The organism is Sphingobacterium mizutaii, from assembly GCF_900187125.1.
GTDB lineage: Bacteria > Bacteroidota > Bacteroidia > Sphingobacteriales > Sphingobacteriaceae > Sphingobacterium > Sphingobacterium mizutaii.
In genome coordinates this window covers 2,786,319-2,805,754 of record NZ_LT906468.1, presented here as the reverse complement: position 1 = coordinate 2,805,754, position 19,436 = coordinate 2,786,319, and the positions used below count along the sequence as shown (strand labels likewise).

21 protein-coding genes are annotated in these 19,436 nt (G+C 37.1%); 3 read left to right on the top strand and 18 right to left on the bottom strand.

The window, feature by feature from the left end; all coding sequences use genetic code 11:
- Window positions 1-3: 3 nt before the first annotated feature.
- Complete coding sequence (locus CKW03_RS12070; RefSeq protein ID WP_169919003.1) at window positions 4-588, bottom strand: phosphatase PAP2 family protein; 585 nt, start codon at window positions 586-588, stop codon at window positions 4-6.
- Between the two features lie 265 nt (window positions 589-853).
- Here CKW03_RS12070 and CKW03_RS12060 point away from each other — a divergent pair, with 265 nt between their 5' ends.
- Together CKW03_RS12060 and CKW03_RS12055 are read left to right on the top strand one after the other, a co-directional pair.
- Window positions 854-1,927: a tetratricopeptide repeat protein gene (locus CKW03_RS12060; protein WP_139185455.1), complete on the top strand. Its 1,074-nt coding sequence runs from the start codon at window positions 854-856 to the stop codon at window positions 1,925-1,927.
- 38 nt (window positions 1,928-1,965) lie between these two features.
- On the top strand, window positions 1,966-2,496 hold the full coding sequence (locus CKW03_RS12055; protein WP_093097274.1) for a 5' nucleotidase, NT5C type: 531 nt from the start codon (window positions 1,966-1,968) through the stop codon (window positions 2,494-2,496).
- 99 nt (window positions 2,497-2,595) lie between these two features.
- On the opposite strand, the gene CKW03_RS12050 is transcribed toward CKW03_RS12055, so the two are convergent.
- The 9 genes from CKW03_RS12050 to CKW03_RS12010 form a co-directional block, all read right to left on the bottom strand.
- Window positions 2,596-3,051, bottom strand: a complete 456-nt coding sequence (locus tag CKW03_RS12050; RefSeq protein WP_093097271.1) for an Hsp20/alpha crystallin family protein — start codon at window positions 3,049-3,051, stop codon at window positions 2,596-2,598.
- Window positions 3,052-3,072: 21 nt separating this feature from the next.
- Window positions 3,073-3,375 carry a hypothetical protein gene (locus CKW03_RS12045; protein WP_093097269.1) on the bottom strand — a complete coding sequence of 101 codons (303 nt, stop codon included), beginning with the start codon at window positions 3,373-3,375 and terminating at the stop codon, window positions 3,073-3,075.
- 108 nt (window positions 3,376-3,483) lie between these two features.
- Window positions 3,484-3,819, bottom strand: coding sequence for a hypothetical protein (locus tag CKW03_RS12040; protein ID WP_093097266.1), 336 nt, complete (start codon window positions 3,817-3,819; stop codon window positions 3,484-3,486).
- 12 nt (window positions 3,820-3,831) lie between these two features.
- Window positions 3,832-4,383, bottom strand: coding sequence for an RNA polymerase sigma factor (locus tag CKW03_RS12035; RefSeq protein WP_093097809.1), 552 nt, complete (start codon window positions 4,381-4,383; stop codon window positions 3,832-3,834).
- Between the two features lie 86 nt (window positions 4,384-4,469).
- Complete coding sequence (locus tag CKW03_RS12030) at window positions 4,470-6,182, bottom strand: IPT/TIG domain-containing protein (RefSeq protein ID WP_093097263.1); 1,713 nt, start codon at window positions 6,180-6,182, stop codon at window positions 4,470-4,472.
- Window position 6,183: 1 nt separating this feature from the next.
- On the bottom strand, window positions 6,184-7,827 hold the full coding sequence (locus CKW03_RS12025; protein WP_093097260.1) for a hypothetical protein: 1,644 nt from the start codon (window positions 7,825-7,827) through the stop codon (window positions 6,184-6,186).
- Window positions 7,828-7,876: 49 nt separating this feature from the next.
- Complete coding sequence (locus CKW03_RS12020) at window positions 7,877-9,604, bottom strand: IPT/TIG domain-containing protein (RefSeq protein WP_139185454.1); 1,728 nt, start codon at window positions 9,602-9,604, stop codon at window positions 7,877-7,879.
- A gap of 9 nt (window positions 9,605-9,613) precedes the next feature.
- Complete coding sequence (locus tag CKW03_RS12015; RefSeq protein ID WP_093097254.1) at window positions 9,614-11,290, bottom strand: hypothetical protein; 1,677 nt, start codon at window positions 11,288-11,290, stop codon at window positions 9,614-9,616.
- 926 nt (window positions 11,291-12,216) lie between these two features.
- The gene (locus CKW03_RS12010; protein ID WP_093097251.1) at window positions 12,217-12,450 is read right to left on the bottom strand and encodes a hypothetical protein; all 234 of its coding nucleotides are present in this window, start codon (window positions 12,448-12,450) and stop codon (window positions 12,217-12,219) included.
- Window positions 12,451-12,584: 134 nt separating this feature from the next.
- On the opposite strand from CKW03_RS12010, the gene CKW03_RS12005 reads away from it, so the two are divergent.
- On the top strand, window positions 12,585-12,776 hold the full coding sequence (locus tag CKW03_RS12005) for a CsbD family protein (protein ID WP_093097249.1): 192 nt from the start codon (window positions 12,585-12,587) through the stop codon (window positions 12,774-12,776).
- A 214-nt stretch (window positions 12,777-12,990) separates the two neighbouring features.
- On the opposite strand, the gene arsC is transcribed toward CKW03_RS12005, so the two are convergent.
- The 8 genes from arsC to CKW03_RS11970 all read right to left on the bottom strand — a co-directional run bounded on the left by arsC (window position 12,991) and on the right by CKW03_RS11970 (window position 19,378).
- Entirely contained in the window at window positions 12,991-13,338 is a 348-nt protein-coding gene (arsC, locus tag CKW03_RS12000) for an arsenate reductase (glutaredoxin) (protein ID WP_093097246.1), read from the bottom strand.
- A 172-nt stretch (window positions 13,339-13,510) separates the two neighbouring features.
- The gene (locus tag CKW03_RS11995) at window positions 13,511-13,726 is read right to left on the bottom strand and encodes a hypothetical protein (RefSeq protein WP_093097244.1); all 216 of its coding nucleotides are present in this window, start codon (window positions 13,724-13,726) and stop codon (window positions 13,511-13,513) included.
- Between the two features lie 680 nt (window positions 13,727-14,406).
- Entirely contained in the window at window positions 14,407-15,546 is a 1,140-nt protein-coding gene (locus CKW03_RS11990) for a catalase family protein (protein WP_093097242.1), read from the bottom strand.
- A gap of 39 nt (window positions 15,547-15,585) precedes the next feature.
- A complete protein-coding gene (locus CKW03_RS11985) occupies window positions 15,586-16,938 on the bottom strand; it encodes a Dyp-type peroxidase (RefSeq protein WP_093097239.1) in 1,353 nt (450 codons plus the stop codon).
- A 3-nt stretch (window positions 16,939-16,941) separates the two neighbouring features.
- Window positions 16,942-17,493 (bottom strand): hypothetical protein, encoded by a 552-nt coding sequence (locus CKW03_RS11980; RefSeq protein WP_093097237.1) that lies wholly within the window; start codon window positions 17,491-17,493, stop codon window positions 16,942-16,944.
- Between the two features lie 166 nt (window positions 17,494-17,659).
- Entirely contained in the window at window positions 17,660-18,253 is a 594-nt protein-coding gene (locus CKW03_RS11975; RefSeq protein ID WP_147120824.1) for an aldo/keto reductase, read from the bottom strand.
- On the bottom strand, window positions 18,157-18,621 hold the full coding sequence (locus tag CKW03_RS20765; protein ID WP_147120823.1) for a Crp/Fnr family transcriptional regulator: 465 nt from the start codon (window positions 18,619-18,621) through the stop codon (window positions 18,157-18,159). Before CKW03_RS20765 ends, CKW03_RS11975 begins: the two co-directional genes overlap by 97 nt.
- Window positions 18,614-19,378, bottom strand: a complete 765-nt coding sequence (locus CKW03_RS11970) for a DJ-1/PfpI family protein (protein ID WP_093097232.1) — start codon at window positions 19,376-19,378, stop codon at window positions 18,614-18,616. The genes CKW03_RS20765 and CKW03_RS11970 overlap by 8 nt, the downstream gene beginning before the upstream one ends.
- Window positions 19,379-19,436: the final 58 nt, after the last annotated feature.

Below are 19,436 nucleotides of genomic sequence, written 5' to 3'. Positions count from 1 at the left end.
AGATTATATTTTAAAATTGCTGGGCAGGTTTGATAAGGTAAAACGGTTTTCAGAATAATAGGAAACCAGTAAAGCGTAAAGACAGGAGAAACCGATACCAAGCATGGAACCAAACCAAACATCATCAAGATAATGCTGTCCTAAGTATACCCTTGAATAACCTGTCAGGCAGGCTAAAAGGAATGCTAGGATAGATAGACTCCTATTCCTTGAATAAAGGGCAATGCAGGTTGCTAAGGCAAAGGCAGAAGTGGTATGACCCGAAGGAAAAGCATTATGATAAGACATAGGCATCCAGGACAAAGAGTGAAAGTTTGGGTCATCATGTAAACTGAAACCTGGTCTATGTGTATGAAAGGTTCTTTTCAATAGTGAACAGATCAATCCAGATCCTATATAAGTAGCCGCGATTGCAACAGCTAACCTTCGGGACCATAAAAAGAAACAGAACAATGCTAAAGCGATCACAAATATGCCATCGCCAAACTGTGTGATGACCGTGAAAAAATAATCGAAAAATAAAGAATGTTTGGAATTGATAAATAAGAAAGACTCTTGTTTCGGAATTGAAAATACAATGCAACTCAAAAAAAAGTACCAGGTTAAAAAACAATTATAAAAATACCTGTTTTGATGGTAGAGTTTTAGGATACGTTTCATGAGGTTAATTTGCTTTGATCTTTAAAACATAAAATTATGGTTGAAATATTAAGAAAATGTTATCACAAATACTTAACTTCATTAAGTTTCTATTAATAAATAACCGCTGTTTAATGACAGTTCAGTTTAGGTGCTGAACCATTTCGAATTCTTGGGAAATATCTTTACTTTCAACTACTCTTAATCAATTATTATGAACTGCAAATATTTTGGAGGCATTCCAAACATGTTCCCTAGCAAGTCCTTTCTGCTTTTCTTTCTGTTTTGCTTGTTTTTCCAACCGATCAATGCCCAAGAGAATCGACTGATCGGGCGTTGGGTCCTTGACTTTGTCACCGATGCCAATAAGATGATTTCCGATATACATTCGCCCTTGTTTTCCAATGAAACCATTTATGAAATATCAAAAGATGAATTAAAAATCAACGATCAACCATTTAAGGCCAGATATGATGATCTCAAAAATATTGATATGGTCCACCGATCCCTTTTTTATTCTTTTGACTCAGATTACCTTGTGATACAAGAGCGTGGCGACCCTGATCATATCTTTTATTTTTTGAAAGACTCCATATTCATAAAAACATATCCTGAATTTCAGGCAAAATATGCACAAAGAAACGGTGAGAAATTATTGATTGAAGATACCTTTAACAAGGTGAGGTTTACCAGCAATATGGATTTCGCAAGCAGTATGGAATTTTATTCCAATGAACTAAAAAAGAGATCTAAATCAGAATTCTTTTGTGAGATTGAATTTGTACTGGATACGAATAATGTAATCAGGGATGTCGTTTTTCTAAACCCAATTGATCTAAAACTGGAAACTGAGTTAAGGAAAGCTTTGAATAAGATTAAAGAATTTTACTTTAACGATCTCAAGGAGAATGTTTTGGTCGTTCAAAGAATTCAATATTCAACATTCGGTAAAAAGGATGTAAGTCAAGAGGTCAAAGATGCAATGTCATCGTTTCAAAAAGGTGATGAACTTTACCATAATGGTAAATATGAGGAGGCATTACCCTATTTGGAAAAAGCGATCCAGCTTCCCGTTAATCGAAGACAATATTTTTATTTTGATGATTGCCTACGAACCTTAGGGATTTGTTATCTCATGTTAAATAGGAAGGAGGATGCCTGTAAAATTTTTAATGAATGGGGAACCACTTCCAATTTCAAAGTCCGTAATTATTTAAGGTTCTTTTGTAATAATAAGGTAATTCTCGAACCTCCTGATAAAGAAAGATTGATCGAAAATATCAATTAGATGATTTTTCGGTATCAAATAATTTCATATCTTCCAATATGTCGACACGTAAAACTATTGCCATCGATATGGATGGTGTCTTGGCCAATAACATGGCGCATTATTTAGCTTATCATTTCCAGGAAACAGGAATCCGGATCACTGAAGCCGAGATCCAAGGAAAACCAGAAGCCGAATGCTTTGAGGACCCTGCTGCAGTCTACCGATATTTGGAGAAACCTGATTTCTTTAGGACCCTTCCCCTGAATCCTGATGCCCAAGAAGTGGTCAAGCGTCTGAACGATAATTTTGATGTGTATATCGTTTCGGCAGCAATGGAATTCCCTTGGAGCTTGGTCGAAAAATTTGATTGGTTACAAGAGCATTTCCCATTTATTACTTGGCATCAAGTGGTATTTTGTGGCAATAAGGGCATCATCAAAGCAGACTATATGATCGATGACCATATCTATAATCTACGTTCTTTCTCGGGTACTGGCCTGATATTTAATTGCTATCACAATATCCATGAAACTGGTTTTGAAAGATTGAATGGATGGAAAGATGTGGAGCGATACTTCTTTGGATAATAAGCAAAAGGTCAAAATGTGCATACTTCCAAATAGACATAAAATTCAGAAGAGCAACCTTTAAGGTTGCTCTTCTGTGATTATTTTCTTAATCAGATCTTAAGAGACCTGGACCTCTTGCGCAGCTTTTATTTTTGAAGGATCCTTCTGAAGGATCACCGTAAGGATGCCATCCTCAAAACTTGCATGTACATTATCAAGCAATATCTCATCCTGCAATTGAAAAGCCCGTTCAAATTCGCCCAAGTGCTGTTCTTGGTAAATATATTTCAAACCAGATTCCAATTCTGCTGCTTTACAAGAGATGGTCAGGACCTGATCGGTAATATTCACCTGGAATTGTTCTTTCTTTCTCCCTGCCGCAAATACTTGAACTTGGTATAGTTCATCATTCTCTGCAATATTGACTGGAATATTTGATTTCTGGCCTCTGTTAAAAGGATTGCCATCATTGAAAAACTGACTTTGGAACCGGTCAAATTTTCTCTTAAAATTGCTTCTGCAAAAATTTCGTTGTGCTTCTGCGTCTTGGTTATATGTTTCTCTTCTGAACATTTTTTTATCTTTTTTTATGAATTAGTAAATAGGGACAATAGTGGGTTTATTTGCTTTGTTCGCATATTGAATAGGAACGATAGCCTGTGGGTTTGCCATAATATATTTACGTTCTGGAACCCTCTCAAAAGCTGGCATATAATCGTTGTATTCGGAATGATGTCGACGTCTGCTGATTTTGGAATATATTAGAGTTCCGATGGAAAACAAGATGGTAGTTACCAACAGTACTTTAAAGATTGTTCCGATCAACAGGGTCGCAATGCCAACTAGCACAGTTGCTACTAGTAATCTTGGGATTATGGATTGAAATTTATTTTTCATGTTTTTTTTATTTTGTTCTATTTAAAGGCCTTTGATGTAGTAGACGCAGGAACCCATCCTTTTACCTTAAATTATTTTGAAAAATATTCAATTTCCATGTAGACTACCTTAAAATCCACATTTTGAATCAAATCGGCGCTTCCATTCCTCACGCAACCTTTCCTTTTCCTCCTCACTAAGGTCCGATCGATCCAATTCTCTTTGCCTCATTTTGCGCCCGAAACCACCGCCCGGTCTTCCAAAACCTCGGCCAAATAGGAGTTTAGAAAGAACGAACAGTCCGAGTGCCTGCCAATAATCGATGGTTTTCAGACCGAATATTTCTGGCATAAGCTTGTTCCATAAAAATTGGAGTAATCCAATGACCAAGAAGAATAAGATCAGCATTGCTATCCCAATAAAGATCTTTTTCCCTTTTCTATTTGTATTGAATGAGCTATTCATCGCTAATATTTTTTAAGATTTTAATTCATTGTATAAACCTCGCAACCTTAATCTAAGGTGCTTGACTGCATAGCTTTTGCGGCTGATAATGGTCTTTAGGTTTTCATTCTCAAGGTTTGCTATTTCCTGTAGGGTCATTTCTTCGATTTCGTTCAGGATATAGACTTTTCTTTGTTTTTCTGGCAATTCCTCCAATGCCTTCATCAATTCGTCCCAAAAGATATCCTTGAACATCTTGAGTTCTGGATTGTCCGTTTCATCTGCCACTAAGAGATGGGCAATAGGGAAGGAGTCCTCATCGGCAGCTTCAGTAAGCTCGTCGAGCGACTCATCTTTCTTTTTTCGATAACTATCTGTGATTTTATTGCGGGTAACAGAATATAGCCAAGCCCCAGCATTACCCAAGTCTTCAATATTTGTAACCCTAGAAAATTGATACCAAACCTCCTGCAAGATGTCCTCGGCATCGGCAGTCTTTTTCACCCGCGCCTTAACAAAGCGCAGCAACTGTCCGCCATATTCCTTGACGACCTCCGAGAAAGATTTGGCGTTTTTTTCCGACATACGTTCTAGCTGTGCCTCGTCCATACAGACAAAGACGAATCAAAAGAGTTTTTACTTTAAAAAATTTTATCTTTTTTAATAAAACCTTATTTCAATTCTAGCAATTCCGTTGATTTAATTCTTGAAAAGTTGTAAAAGAAAATTAATTCAACAGGATATTTGCCTTTTCGCTGTAACGCTGGAGCCATGAATTTTATTTCATTTGCATTGTAGGATACTACTTTACATTGGTTTTCAGCGATGAAAACTTCAAAACCCATCGAGGTTAAGCCCCTACCTTTAATCGTAATGATATCTCCAGCGTAGGCAGAAAGTGGAGATACACTTTCAATTACTGCACCTAATATATTAATGTTTATTGGCTCTTCTTGGAAGCTGAGGCCTGAGTTTGGAACATCTAAACCAATATGGATTTTTTGATTGCCAAACAACCCAGAGGGTAATTTCAGATATCCTTTTCCGTTTTTTACGGACTCGATTTCCATCTCATATTGATCCATTTTTGCAAAGTACCTGATACCGTCAACAAAATTCCCTGTGAGTTCTACATTTTCGTCAAAGTAATAAGGAGCCATGCTGCTGATTTTGGCTGAAATTGGCTTTACGGTCAGCTTATTGTTTAATTTGACTGTCGGGAACATACTTGATACTATTTCTACATCATAAGTTCCTGCTTTGAGATTGGGAATGGTAAAGGAAGTACTGATTGAGTTTTGATATAAATAGCTTTGATATATTTGACCAGCAAGCTTGATCTTTAATTCTTTATTGCCATATAACCTATTTAGCAAGCTGGAGGTAATAGAAAAATTATTGCCTGGGTGGAAATGCTCTTGTTCCAAGTATAGAGCTGATGGAGTTGGTTTGATCAATTCGAGTTTTTGGCTTGAAAAAATAGTGTCATAACCATTGAAATAACCAAGTCTCAGTTTTTCACCTGTATATTGAATGTCCTCCAGGTTAGCTGTTTCATTAAAATATGAGGTGCTGGTATTTCCAATAATTATTGGGAAATCTCCATAATAAGAGGTTAAACCAAATGTTTTCAATTTTAATCCATCTCCAAAATAAATGGGTTTATCCGCCAAAAAATCTATCCTTCCTAAGATATTAACAATGATGAGACGTAGTTCATCGCCATAGGCTTGGCTTGTTTGGTCGTTGCTGATGTAAAGCTGAACGGGATAGCCATTCAGTCCTAAATTATCAGGGATTTTTAGGCTCAGTTTTTTTTCTTCAATCTTGAGGATAGGGACATTGATCAATCCCAGATTGGGTTGGTTTAAGTGCGCATATACCTTGTTCTTATCCGTGATTTGTTTGAAATTTCCAGTCAATACTAGAGTATCACCTAAGGTCACCCTAATCCCGTCTTCTTGATCTATCCAAAAATCCCTTACTCTAATTAGCGATGGTTTGGTCAAATATTCTTGCTTCTCCGTGATGAGATAAAATTTAAAATATAAGGGCTCATTTAATGGGAAAGCTTTTGTTGGTTGATAATCATGTTTTATCAATCCCGTTTTAACTTTTGCACCCAAGGATATTTTGATCGGGTTGCTGGAGTTTTTATCCAAAATGATAAAACCATGGTCCAATACTTTCTCATCGTTCAGATATAAAAGCTCGGCATTTAAGGTCACCTTAGTAGCTGACACATTACCAGCTTGAAAAATATCTATTTTTATCGGTTTATTATCAGGTATAACCCCTTCATTTTTACTGCAAGAAAGCAATAGATTCAATAAAATCAATCCAAAAATCGGAGCAAATAGGCTGCTGAAATATGATTTTTTCATTTTACAATATTTCTATTACTTGGTTACTTAGAATACTTTCTGAGGAGTTATTACCATTGAGATAAATCTTATATTTCCCTGGCAAAAGCATTAAAGGCATTTTCACTTTTAATTCCTCATTAGAGGTCCTTTCAGTAACTACAGCGTAGTTTTCAAAGAATATATAATCGACTTTTTCTAAACCTCTGCCTTTAAGGATCAAAACATCTCCAGGATTGACCTGCTTTGCACTTAAGCTCGTAATGATGGGGTTGAGCAACTTTAATCGAAATGATTTCTGGGTCTGATCATTAATTGCTTTGCCATTATACATTAATTTTACCTCATAGTTATTCCCACTCAGGAAGGGAACCTTATAAATGATTTCTGAATTGGACTCCGCAATGGCTGAAGTTTGGAAGAAGTCATTAAAGGTTACTGAATATTCCATTCCCTTTATGAAATTTCCTTTAATCTGCAGCTCTTCATTTGGATAGATTTCACTTGGTGAAATAGAGGAAATATTAAAAGGAAGTAGCTCTAATTGCTGATTTAAAGTCACATTAAATAATGATGATTGTAAACTTACAGTATGTTTTCCATAAGGAAGGTCATGGATGGCGATGCTAAGATAGGATGGATAACTCATATAGTATCCAAATTCCTTAGATCCTATCTTAACTTTTTGGAGGGTATTTCCGAAATATTGATTAAAGTCTATTCCAAAAATATCTACCATTTGGTCAGGATGAATTTGAACTGGACCCATAGATAAATCTTCAGGTTTTGGAGCTATGATGTGAAGAGGTTCTGGAAAATCAGTTACTTTAACACCATCATCTATGGACCATTTTAGACTAGATTGATTAATTGGACCAAATTCTCCTATGGTTATTCCATAGTAATAGGGCAATTTTTTGCCATTGATGATGATATTTAAACTACTTTTCTGATATGGAAGCGCATCTCCAGTAATGGGAAGGGCTTGGTTATAGAAAATCTCATAACTTTTCGGTGGATGGATACGAGCTATGATCTTCATTTTTCCTATTGTCCTTGAAAAATAGTTGTTCCCATTTGGATCTTTTCTATTTAAAATAATGTCTATAGCATCATCATGATTAACCATTTGGGTTGGCGCCAATATCTTAATGGATTTTTTATCTTTTGCGACTTCAAAGGGCAATTTTCCCAATTCCTTGCCAGCTAAGGTAATATAGCTGTCTTTATCCATTTGGCTAAAATCTCCTTCCAAACTCATATAGGTTCCTGCGACAGCCTTGGTCTCTTTTCCGGGATCTGTTTTGATCTGATCCACCATAAACTCAACTTGATTTCCTTTATAAAATGCTTTGTTGGTTCGCACATAAAAGCAATACGCATATTTTTTGCCGATTACAAATGGATTGCTGGCGGTGTAAGTATATTCTTTTTTACCTTCTTTAGTAGAAGGCTTATCCATTTTGATTTCTTTCGGGTTCGTAGGATCGAGGTCCAGATCATAGAGCACAAAACCTATTTCTTGGATAGGCTCCGAATTGAGCTTTTTGATTTCACCAACCATTTTGATCTGATTGCTAGCCAGGATAGTGACCACATCCGTACTCAAACTAATTGCCGATTCTGTATTTGGATCTATTACAGAAGTTTTGGAACATGCTGTCATTAGACTCAAGAATAATCCCAAGATAATGACAGGCTTTTTGGAGTATAACCTAATAATATTCAAAATAATCTGTGCTTTGATAGAGATCGGTTCCTATAGAAAAGCCAACTTTCATTTTTCCTTTTCCCGGAAGTCTAGGAATTGAAAAGCTAACCTTATTGTTGTTGATTTTTATGGCATTGATCATTTGATCTCCTAGAAATACGGTGCCTACTAAGCCTATGCCTTTACCTTCTACCGTTAAAATATCGCCCGTAGTGCCTTTGCTAGGATAAAATCTGTCAAATGTATATCCAAGGGATTTATAGTTAATAACCTGTTCGGTTTTATAAAACACAGCGGTAGGTGTGTAATAACCAATTTGAAAAGTATCTTCAGGCTTAAAATATAAGTTTAGCACAAAGTTTAAAACCCCTTCTTGGGCATTGGCCATCCCTACTTGAAAATCGTTCTTATCAACCATGAAGTACTGCATACCATCAATAAAATTGCCTTTCAGCGTCAATGTATCACCTGCATAACCAGTCACTGAGGTTCGGGAGCTAATCTTTAACTTTTCTACCTTAACTTTCTTTGGTGATAGATAACTATGGAATCGATTAAAGACCTTCAGCTCATAATCGCCATCGGCTAAATCGCCTGGGGAAACGGTCAGCAATCCCGTGCGATAATCATAGCCCACATTTGCTTCTTGGCCCCCCACTGTGCCACTCACTTCAGACCAAAAGAATCGTGATAGTTCAATTGCATCATACTGGATGTAGGAAAAAGGATGGACCCTAGGGAAATTCGATTTCAGAACTAGATCTTTTGCCGGTTGGACTAAGGAAAAAGGCTCTGGAAAATAAACAGAATCTTTTCCGTTCATATAGCCTATTTTGAAAGTTCCTTCGGGAAAATCTGGCAAATCATGGAACCTTAATCCTTTCTGATAAGGGAATTTTTTTCCATTGATCAAAATGTACAAATTCGGTATGGTATAGTAACTATCTGCAAGGTTGGCAACCGAAAAGTCCAGGAAGTCGGAATAGTCATAATCCTTTTTGGTGAATTTTAGCCGTGATAAATAACTGATCTTTGCTAGGTTAAGCTCAAATCTTCTGGGATTCTCATTCTTTCTAACTAAACTCACTTGAACCTGGTCCGAATTATAAACATCACTGCTAGCCCTAAGGATAAAACTGATAGATTTTTTATCAGGACTCACCGTAAAGGGAAGACTGAAGATCTCCATAGCTCCACGGACAGCCAACCTATAATGGTCCGCGAGTCCTTCAAAATTTCCATTTATTTTTATAGTATCAGATCCATAAGAGTATTTCTCTTCTGCAACGGCATTTAGATTCCCTAACATGAACTCATAGGCGTCGCTTTTATAAAAATTCTTCTCTGTTCGCACAAAAAAGAGGTAAGAGTAAGAAACCCCTTGCTCAAAGATCTTTTTTGGTTTGAAAAGCGCGGTAATTTCTCCAGTTTTTGTGGTCTTTCCAAGACTAATGGTCTCCTCCGGCATTTTTTCCCCATCCTGATTACTGAATTGTACGATGAAGCCATGATCCAATATGGGTTCATCACTAGGAGTTTCGATCTTTCCTGTAAGTTTAACCTCATTTAAGCTGAGGTTTGAAAATCCAGTAGTATAAATGATATATTCTTTATTTCCCTTTTCTACCTCTGGGTTACCAGAAGATTTCGAGCAGCCCGCGCAGAAGGACAGACCCATAGAAATCAAGCTTAAGTAAAGAAATGTCCTTAAATCCTTTTGTGTCATATTCATTGCCATGGCTTATTTATACTCAAATGTTTGGTCCACGGTCAACCATTTGTTTTTATGGAAAACCGCAATTTTGTACTTTCCGGGAAGGGTAACCATGTAAGGATAGAAACTGACCTTGTTTAAACCAACTTCATCAGCAGGCATCCATTTACCATCAAAGAATATCATCCCTCGGCTTATCCCTTCACCATATAAGGTGATCTTGGTATTATAATTTCCCGTTGAGGGACTAAAATGGGAATAGGTAATGGGACCATATTGCACTGAAAATGAAACATCTACCAGCGTTTCCTTTTTAAGGATATCGTCATAATAGCCCACCTTTTTGATCTCAAATTTGTCCGCTAAACTCTCGTCCAAGTAAACATCGATACTTCCATTGGCAGCAGGAGAACTCGGAGACATACCTATATTGCTGTAAATCCGATAGGTCTTGCCATCTATAAAGTTTCCGGTAATGGTGACATAGTTTGTCGATACTAATTCTTTAGGAGTAAATGATACCACGTTTAGTTTTCTGATCGTGATTTTGTCGGTAGGAGCATAGGTAAAATAGTCACTGACGAATTTTAATCCATAATTGCCTTCCGGGATGTCGCTGACCGTCAACCAATCCTCTCCATTCCAATTTGCTGTTGCAATTGCGGGATAGTTGCCAAGGGTTATTTTGGACTTTTCTAATGGCATTTTCTGGTTCAGACCATATACACTAAGACGTAGCGAGGAATTTGGATGGGTCACTTTTTCTCTAAAGAATACATCATTAACATTTGGGGGATCTAACTTTAATGGGGTTGGAAAATAGACCGTATCGATTCCGTCATAATAACCAAATTTGAAACTGTTGCCCTTTAGGTTCTTGACTAGGTCTGAGACATACGACTGTGTACCTGTTTTTAAACTAAAGGAATTAGAGCCTACTATAATCTCGAATGGTTTTTTACTATCATATTTGAAACCTAAAGCACCAAAGGTTATCATTTCCCTATAATTTACCATAAAGTTATCCAGTGGCAATAATTTAGCTAAGACATTGACACGCCCTAGATAAATAGGCATCGTGTTGTTTTTTACTAAAGTGAAAATTGGTTCATCACCGTGGTTGAAGCGTCCGTCAATGGTAAATCTCAGGGTTTTCTTATCTGTACTTATCTCATATGCTATAGGGTCAAGGGTCAAACCTAATATATAATAAGAATCATCAATCTTAGAAAAATCACCATTGATACTGATAACATCACCTTGATGGACACTTCGTTCAGCAAAAGGTTCTAGTTTTACAGGGACATAACGGAAAGTTACCCCCCCAGATAGATATTCCTGTTTATCCGTTTTGATATAGTATTTGACCGTGTAGTTAACACCTGTCTTAGGGATATTGGCATACAAAAGCTCATTGGTGCCAATTTGGATCTTTTTATCAATTTTTAAGCGAATGGGAAGGCCCGGATTAAAGGGATCTTGCTCTTGTAATAAAAAACCATGTTCAATGATTTTTTCCTCATTGAGGTGCAAAACCCTACCCATGAACTTCATCCCGGAAACACCTTGGCTTTCAGGGACTATGGCTTCTAGTTTAATTGGTTTTACTTGCTGGCTTATCGAATTTTGAGACGTAGGATCTGAGTCCTTTTTGCACGCCATCAGTAAGCCCAGCAAAATAGCTAGATAAAAGATTTTTTTCATATTTCGGTTAACTCCAACAAAAGTAATTAAATTGAATAACTTATTTGTTAACCGTAAACAATAGTTGATAGATTTATTTTTAAGTCTAATTTAAAGTTTAGGTAGCTATTTGAATTTTACCTGTCGGGGGGGGGTATTAGGTGGAATAAAAGGGGGATTTTTGAGTAAGGGAGAGGGGGGTATTGATTGTTTATCGGTCTATTGCCAATCCAACCCCTAAAGGGGTAATACAGCTTACTAAATCTTTGCTAAAATAATTTCACCCCTTCAGGGTGATAAGGGTAATATTTTTTTAACACCTTGGAAAACCCCATTAAGGGTTTAATTATTTTAGAAAATGATAGAATTGAAGGATTACCCCTTTAGGGGTTCAATCTGGATTCCGATAGTTTATTGACCTAATACCAATTCAACCCCTAAAGGGGTAATACAGCTGAAAAATCTTTGCTAAAATAATTTCACCCTTACAGGGTGATATGTGCACTATAAGTTTTAATGTTGGAAATCAGATATTATCAATTATAGTTCATTCCCAAATCTTGGTCAATCCTCTGATCCTTTCCATCCTGGTTCTAATCCAAATCTTGGTCAGTCCTCCAATCCTTTCCATCCTGGTTCAAATGCCGTTGGGCAATCCCGTACCCTGAGCGGAATCTCGGCCTGGCTCGATAACCGTCGAACCCAAATCTATTTAAAGAAGAATGAACTATTTCCTTTCTCGCCTGTTCACCCTATGAATACTACCGATAAATAAGCTCGCAAAGGCATTTTGAAGAAATAGTATGGACAGCTTACCTTAAGGCAGAAATAGGTAAAATGTCTAAATAATAGACAGCTCCGAAATTTTTTTGGAGCTGTTTTTTCAATAAAAAAATGCAGACGTTAAACCTGCATTTCTAAGAAAAACTAATTAAAATTTCTTTTTGTTAAACAAATACCCCAAAACTTTTTTGGACCAATTGTGCCAATTTATCCACTGAAATACTAGGTCCTGGGTCTTCGGTACTTGTCCATTCACGTGTGGCGGGGTTATAGGACAGGATATAATTGATATTATCGTCCTCCACCACATTGAATGAGTGGGTTTTAGGATCATAAGTCACGCTGAACTGAATCTCGTGGCCTTGATGATGATATTCAAATGTTCTGTTTAAATCCATGTAATAAAAACAATCAATTCAACATTTGGTTTTTGCAATTTTAATACTGATTTGATAAAAAATCAAACCATTTACGTTTAGCATTGTTCCTTTAATACACACATATTTATTAATTCACTTAAAATTAAAAGCAAATGGATTCATTAGATTTAAAAGGAAGATGGAATATTTTAAAAGGAAAAGTAAAGCAACAATATGCAGATCTAACGGATGACGATTTATTGTATGTTGAAGGAAAAGAAGACGAATTATATGGTAAACTTCAGAAGAAAACGGGAAAAACTCGTGAAGAAGTTCAAACCTGGTTAAGAGATTTGGATAAATAAAATCCAAAACTCCTATAAAATAAAATGCCCAGCCGTACGGTTGGGCATTTTTCATTCTATCCTAATTGTATGTATTTATGCAAAGGAGTTAATGTGATGTTGTTATTAACAAAATTAAAGGAATAATAAATTCCTTGAAATACCAGTTTTTAGGTAATTATCATAGCTGTATAATAGACTGTCAAAGAGAAATACAAAACTAAGCTATAGGTTCTTAATTGTTCAAGAGCTCAATAATCTTTTCAATAGGTCTACCAATTGCGGCCTTACCATCCTTTACCACAATGGGTCTCTCGATTAGGACAGGATTTTCAAGCATAATTTCAATCCATTCTTCATCCGTTAGGTTTTTATCTTTATAGTTTTCCTTGAATAAAGTTTCATTCTTACGGATCAGTTCCAAAGGTTTCATCTGAAGCATTTTTAGGATTTCTTTTAATTCACTCTTAGTGGGTGCTTCTTTCAGGTATTCCTGGATTTCAATTTCTTCATTATTATCCTTCAAGAGGTTTAAGGCAGCTCTACTTTTGCTGCACATATTATTGTGGTATATCTTGATCATCGTTTTTTAATAATTCTTTGATGTATTTATCAGAAACAAAGTTAATTCATAAGGTTGGTAAACCATAAATAGAATAGATTCTTCGTTACTTTTGGAGCCCAAAAGCAACCAAAACCGACGAAGGAGCTCACGGATACCAAAAACAACTCGAATCCATAACGCTTCGGCCCATTTAAGGATTACCGATCTCTTTGTTACTTTTGGAGCCCAAAAGTACCAAACCGACGAAGGAGCTCACGGATACCCAAAAAACAACTCGAATCCGTAACGCTTCGGCCCATTTAAGGTGGCTTTTCACACGATCATCCGCACATGGATAGAATGCCTTGTTGTCGGGAATATCTTTCAGAAGATCATCCCTTTTGATGGGATGATCCTCTGAAAGCATTCCAAGGCCAATCCCATCGCACAGGTCGACGGCATTCTATCCATTTTTCCGCCAAGGAAATGAGCCGGGTGCTAAAGGGCTTCCTTCGGAAGGATGGTGTTTGTTTAAATTGGGAAACCCCTGGAAGGGGTGAAATATTTATAGAAAATAAGGGTAATTGTATGAAGAACCCACAGCGTGGGTGAAATATTTTTCTATACCCTTATCGTGTCACACTGAAAGCTTGCCCGAAGAGTCTCGGAACGATCCATTCTTCATTTGAAATGGTTCTCTCATCTTACGATTCGAGATGACAACAATTCCTAAAAAAATAAAAAAATAGATTCTTCGCTTCGCTCTGAATCCCTCTCTGAGACACTTCTAATTCTGAACGATTAGTGAAGAATCTGTACGTAAATGTCCCACACGTTCTTGCCATCGTCCATCGAAGATGGATGACCTGTTCGCTTATTTAAATTTTTAATATTCAAATATTTGTCTTGTATAGTTCCGAGATCCTTCCGATGTCAGGATGACAGCAAGGGGGAAAGAAGATTAAGGAAAGTTCGCCAATGCAATCTTTAATATTTTAATTGATTAGGTATGTGAAATCCCGAGATCATTCCTTTTATAGGAGAACAATTCATTTCCAAACAAATCAAAAAAAATCGCGATAAACCAATTTATCGCGATCTTAAAATTTACAAATTATAAAAGCTTGGGTCAAATGCTTCTTTTAAATTTTTGGGTTCTATTTTTTTCTTATGATTGAGAGCATGTCGACTCGTCGATGAAGTGACATAAGCCTGTTGTCTGGTCCTTTGCAAATTTCCGATTGGACTATTTGCCTCAATCGTTCTGAAAGGGGTGAAGGATAAGTTTTCCATGATCTCAAAGTTTCCATCTTTAGGGACTTCCTGTTGAAATATCGTAATTTTGGCTACTGTTTGAAATGGAGAAAGCTCCTGGTCCCATTCCACCGTTAAATCATTGATTGGCAGTTTGTCTAGATCATTGCACAGTTGTACCTGCAGTTCAAATGTCAGGTCGTTTTTAGCAATCTCCTTAATAATGGAAGCGCGATATGGCCAATCTTCTAATTCAATATTGACTTCTTTCTCTTGGATCTTTTGTTTGGTTTCCGATGTAGGTATCACCCGAATCTTCGCCATATAATCGCCATGCCTGACTGCACCCATGCTATAGAATTCATAGAGAAAACTATTGATGGCAGGAATCTTTTCAAAGGTTTTTAGGGCATTCAATTCCTTGAGTGCTTCCCAATTAGGAAATGCTTTTTTGTTTTCTGTTGCCCATAAAGCTGCAAATTCCAGTTTCCCTAATGCACCTTTTTCAAAGAAATCCGTAAGCTTTAAAAAGAGCTTGGAAATAAAGACATAATGTTCTGCCGTATTGCAAAAGAATACCGGATTATTAATCAGGTTAAAATCCATATTGGGGGAGTCCGCTTCATTGGGTGCCATCTTTGTCCCAGGGATATCAAATACCTTGATGGCCATTCCTTGGGCATTTCCGCTTAATTTATCCGGCAATACTCGGGAAGATCCATTGGAAAAACGGATAACCGCTTCATGTTTTCCGGCTTGCGCATAGACTCCTTGGGCCAATTCGGGAGCTAAATTTCCCAAGATCTCAAATTCGGCCCGCAAGGCAGCATAACCATTGGCATGTGCATCACGGGTATAATGGTTGATATTACTCAGTTTCTTGGTTTCCTGGATGTAGTTTTGGATATCCTTGTTGATCGTTGACATATATTCTTCGAAATTCTCGGGGATCTCCTCCAGATCAGGGTTATATTTTATATACTCCTTGTTCATGTTCTATAGTTTAGCGTTTATTAAATTTTGTGTGATGTTTTATGCCAATTCGCTGATCCATTTCAAAGCAGAAAGACTTGGGATAAAACAATACTCGCCGCCTTTTACAATATTGTAAGTTTGGAGATTATGGTATCGTTTGACCATGGGGTCAGCAGGAACGGTAAATAAGCCATCTTTTTGAACAGAGATCAGAGGATCCGTTTCGGTTCCCAAGTTTTGGGAATTCCCGTCATTGACCCATTGGCCTTGTAAGAATTCCATGGTCCCCATTGCATCGGCACTGATGGCAAGAAAATATTGGCCACGTTCCTTGCCATCATTCTTGGTGACTTCCGGTGGAACTATATCCCCAAAAGTGACACTCTTACGGATGATACGGTGCAAGCGAACATCTTCCATAACGAAGTTTTTAGAATCCCTTGGATTCATCCTGCGGATATGGGAGGAGAAAGGACATTTCTTTCCATATTCATCATGTTTGAATGAAAAGTCATTGTTCTTGTGCATGTTCGCACCCAATTCTTTATCATCCTCATCAGGACTCAATACCAAAGGAGCACCACTGCGCCAACGGCCAACCGTTTTTGCTGCCAATAATTCGCCTTCCTCAGGACTATTGCTGTTTTCTTTGATAAACTTATTGAACTCTGCAACTTGGCTTTGGTATTTTCGTACAGCCAAGAAAGAACCGTTCTTTCCCAAAACTTCGGGTTGAGGGAAAGGGGCTACTACACCGGCTTCGCCAGGGTATCCTAAAATAAATTCACCTGCTTTGATTGGTCGATCATAGCTTGCAGGTAACTCAATCCCGCTGCCTTCAATCTCAGGATTGCTGATGCCATCTCTAAACCCGAAAACATTTTTGACTTCTTCTGTCGCTCCAAAATCATGTTGAAACAAGATCTCAATACCAGATTTGCCCTCCAGCTCCTTTCTAAACTCTTGCAATAATGCTTGCCAAGCCTCCTTCGAATCTGCGATTACAGCTGCCGCGACATGGATCTCCTGCTTAAACGCCTTTTCCCAATGCTTGGGATCATTGACATCAATGTCCTTTAAAAACTTGGCTCGAGCAGCCATACCTTCCTTAAAGGATTCAGGGAAAGAGTCCAAAGATTCCTTAGGCAAACCCAAAGCTTCCAACCCTTTGTAGGTAAAGGTTAAAAATACAGTCGCACCTTCGTTTTTATCCCAATCTTGGGCAGAATGGACCAAAGGTAAAACGGCTTTGACCAATTCTTTACCAGCCTCTGCAGACTTGATTCGGATGGCCGCCATGGTGCCATAGTAGGGGATAGGACGACTCCTCAGAATCATGGATTGGATATCGTCCAATTCTATTTCAACCTTATTCGGGTTGAAAATCCTTTTTAATATCTCAAATGCCATATCTTAACTCTTATTTGCCTCATCAATCACCTTATTCAATCCAGATACGATCTTATCTTGTCTACGAATGTCATTGACCGTTAAATGTGGGACACCAACATACCAGCCGGTTGCCGTTATCTGATGGTCAATGATAAATTGTTTAACACTTGGATCCTTGATGCCTGGCCAGCCTTCTACATTGCCAAAGATGATATCCATCAATTCAGGGATTTTGGTCGCAAAATCATCGATATATGCATCCCAATCGCCATCATAGGCTGTGCAGAACAGTATTTTACTGTCATTATCCAATAGGACGATCCGTAGGTCATGTAAGGTACCTACGCGTGTTGCTCCTCCAAGATTACCATCGGCAATCTCCATGATTTTCTTTAATCGCTCTCCACCTCCAGGTTTTAAATCTGCAATAGCTGTCAGTTCAGACACACGGCCAGAACGAAGACCTTTTTTTCCCGCTGACTCAATCGAATGGTCATAACCATCGTTAGCTGCTTCCTTGAAATTGGCAATAATCAGGTCTTTCTTTAGTTTCAAATCTTCTAACATACTCATCGTTTAATCATTTAAATTTTAAAACTCTGTTTCTTATACTCTTAAAAAACAGGCTGCTTTATTAAATGTTTTAAGAAAGATAGATGAGTTGAGCTAATCAATTTGTTGTTTAAACTCATAAATTTAACCAGGAAAAGAACCACAAATTGCTGACTTATTAACAGAATTAAGATCGGGAATCCATTGAAATCAAATCCCTAAGTTTAGCAATATCTTCATCCCTTCGATTTCCAAAAATTGGAATCTTTGAGATTTCATCATCCAATAATTTAAATTCTTCATCAGTGAAGGATATTTCAGATCCATCAAAATTTTCTTTGATCATGTTCAATTTCTTAGCACCAGGAATGGCTACCATATTCTGGTTTTTTTGCAACATCGAAGCTAGAGAAATCTGTGCAGGGGTCGCTGCCTTTTTTCTGGCAAAGCTGTTTAATAAATCTAGAAGTGGTTCATTTGCAAGCATGTTTTTCTCTTCATATCGATTGATTACCCTTCTGGCATCAAAACCTTCAAAAGTACTTTTGGAAGTGATTTTTCCAGATAAAAAACCTCCTGCGAGTGGTGAAAAAGCAACAAATCCAATTTTTAATTCATTGCAAAGCGGGATGATTTCTTTTTCAAACTGCCTTGCCATCATCGAATATTCGCTTTGGATACAGGTTAATGGAGTAATCTTGTGGGCATTGATAATTTCATGAGCTTGGGGCTGTGATTGTCCCCAACCCATGATTTTTCCTTCATCAATAAACTTACCCATGATTTCTGGACCATTCCTTCCCAATTTGGAATAACTTGATTTATTTCTTTCCAATCTTCCAGTTTAAAAACCAGCATCTTGCAATCTGTTATTGCCTGAATATATTCAGAAGATGGAACATTTTCCATTCCCAACAAGAGATGGACCGGCTCTAAGAATATCTTTGTGATTTCATTTCCTTTGTTATCGAAATAACAAATCCTCATTATCCCTTCGAGGATAATTCCGACAGATTTAAAAACCCGCCCAGCCTCAATAAAATATTCGTCTTTTTTCAGATCTAAATAAGAGGCCTTTTGCTGTACAAAATCAATTTGTTCTGTGGAGAACTCTTCAAATTGGTTTATGTATTCAATGAAATTATTCATGATTGTTCATCTTATATCTCATGCCATTAGGAGGGACTGGCCATTTATCTTCAATTTTAAAATCATGTTGTAAAGCTCTATTGATCATTGCACGCATTTTTTGTCCGCTGAGTTTCTCCACTAAATATAGTGCTGCATCAATGCCTGATGTTACTCCAGAAGAACTGATAATATTACCATCTTCTACAAAACGAACATCTGTAATTAAATTTACCTTTGGAAATCGTTCCTTAAAGTCTTGTGCAACAAAAAAGTGAGTGGTTGTTTTTTTATTGTTCAGCATATCTGATTTTGCCAATAAATAAGCAGCTGTACATACGGAAATGATATTTTGATTTTTTCCCGACATCGCTTTTTTAAATTTCTCCATTAAACTTGAGTTAGCCAAGATTTCTTCTATTTTTTTCATATTGGCTCCAGGAATTATTAAATAATCAATCTTAGGGGCGTTCGCAAGGATGTATTCTGTTTCCACCACTAACATTTCATTGTCAAGTTTTATGATCTTATTTTCTAAACCAATACTAAAAGTTTTGTATTTGCCATGACTTAAGGATTTTGCTTTTGAAAAAACTTCCATAGGTCCGGCAAAATCTTGTAAAACAGCACCATCAAATAAAAGGAAACCTATATTGATGGTATCATGCTTAATTTGACTGGCTAAATTATCCATAAGCTTTTCATGGTTTTCAGGATGGTTTTGAGCATTTGCATGTTGAAATAAATTAAATAGAATTAGGAATAATATTTTTTTCATGTGTGTAATATTTATTGTGAAAGCAAAAAACTCCTAGTCTACTAATAGACTAGGAGCA

What these genes read in the sequence shown, in the direction of transcription:
- CKW03_RS11980 (WP_093097237.1), bottom strand. Translation starts at nt 17,493, where the DNA reads ATGAGTATGTTAGAAGATTTGAAACTAAAGAAAGACCTGATTATTGCC.
- CKW03_RS12005 (WP_093097249.1), top strand. Translation starts at nt 12,585, where the DNA reads ATGGATTCATTAGATTTAAAAGGAAGATGGAATATTTTAAAAGGAAAA.
- CKW03_RS12030 (WP_093097263.1), bottom strand. Translation starts at nt 6,182, where the DNA reads ATGAAAAAATCATATTTCAGCAGCCTATTTGCTCCGATTTTTGGATTG.
- CKW03_RS11985 (WP_093097239.1), bottom strand. Translation starts at nt 16,938, where the DNA reads ATGGCATTTGAGATATTAAAAAGGATTTTCAACCCGAATAAGGTTGAA.
- CKW03_RS12015 (WP_093097254.1), bottom strand. Translation starts at nt 11,290, where the DNA reads ATGAAAAAAATCTTTTATCTAGCTATTTTGCTGGGCTTACTGATGGCG.
- CKW03_RS12060 (WP_139185455.1), top strand. Translation starts at nt 854, where the DNA reads ATGAACTGCAAATATTTTGGAGGCATTCCAAACATGTTCCCTAGCAAG.
- CKW03_RS11975 (WP_147120824.1), bottom strand. Translation starts at nt 18,253, where the DNA reads ATGGGTAAGTTTATTGATGAAGGAAAAATCATGGGTTGGGGACAATCA.
- CKW03_RS11990 (WP_093097242.1), bottom strand. Translation starts at nt 15,546, where the DNA reads ATGAACAAGGAGTATATAAAATATAACCCTGATCTGGAGGAGATCCCC.
- arsC (WP_093097246.1), bottom strand. Translation starts at nt 13,338, where the DNA reads ATGATCAAGATATACCACAATAATATGTGCAGCAAAAGTAGAGCTGCC.
- CKW03_RS12020 (WP_139185454.1), bottom strand. Translation starts at nt 9,604, where the DNA reads ATGAATATGACACAAAAGGATTTAAGGACATTTCTTTACTTAAGCTTG.
- CKW03_RS12055 (WP_093097274.1), top strand. Translation starts at nt 1,966, where the DNA reads ATGTCGACACGTAAAACTATTGCCATCGATATGGATGGTGTCTTGGCC.
- CKW03_RS12045 (WP_093097269.1), bottom strand. Translation starts at nt 3,375, where the DNA reads ATGAAAAATAAATTTCAATCCATAATCCCAAGATTACTAGTAGCAACT.
- CKW03_RS12040 (WP_093097266.1), bottom strand. Translation starts at nt 3,819, where the DNA reads ATGAATAGCTCATTCAATACAAATAGAAAAGGGAAAAAGATCTTTATT.
- CKW03_RS11970 (WP_093097232.1), bottom strand. Translation starts at nt 19,378, where the DNA reads ATGAAAAAAATATTATTCCTAATTCTATTTAATTTATTTCAACATGCA.
- CKW03_RS12010 (WP_093097251.1), bottom strand. Translation starts at nt 12,450, where the DNA reads ATGGATTTAAACAGAACATTTGAATATCATCATCAAGGCCACGAGATT.
- CKW03_RS20765 (WP_147120823.1), bottom strand. Translation starts at nt 18,621, where the DNA reads ATGAATAATTTCATTGAATACATAAACCAATTTGAAGAGTTCTCCACA.
- CKW03_RS12025 (WP_093097260.1), bottom strand. Translation starts at nt 7,827, where the DNA reads ATGACAGCATGTTCCAAAACTTCTGTAATAGATCCAAATACAGAATCG.
- CKW03_RS12035 (WP_093097809.1), bottom strand. Translation starts at nt 4,383, where the DNA reads ATGTCGGAAAAAAACGCCAAATCTTTCTCGGAGGTCGTCAAGGAATAT.
- CKW03_RS12050 (WP_093097271.1), bottom strand. Translation starts at nt 3,051, where the DNA reads ATGTTCAGAAGAGAAACATATAACCAAGACGCAGAAGCACAACGAAAT.
- CKW03_RS11995 (WP_093097244.1), bottom strand. Translation starts at nt 13,726, where the DNA reads ATGCTTTCAGAGGATCATCCCATCAAAAGGGATGATCTTCTGAAAGAT.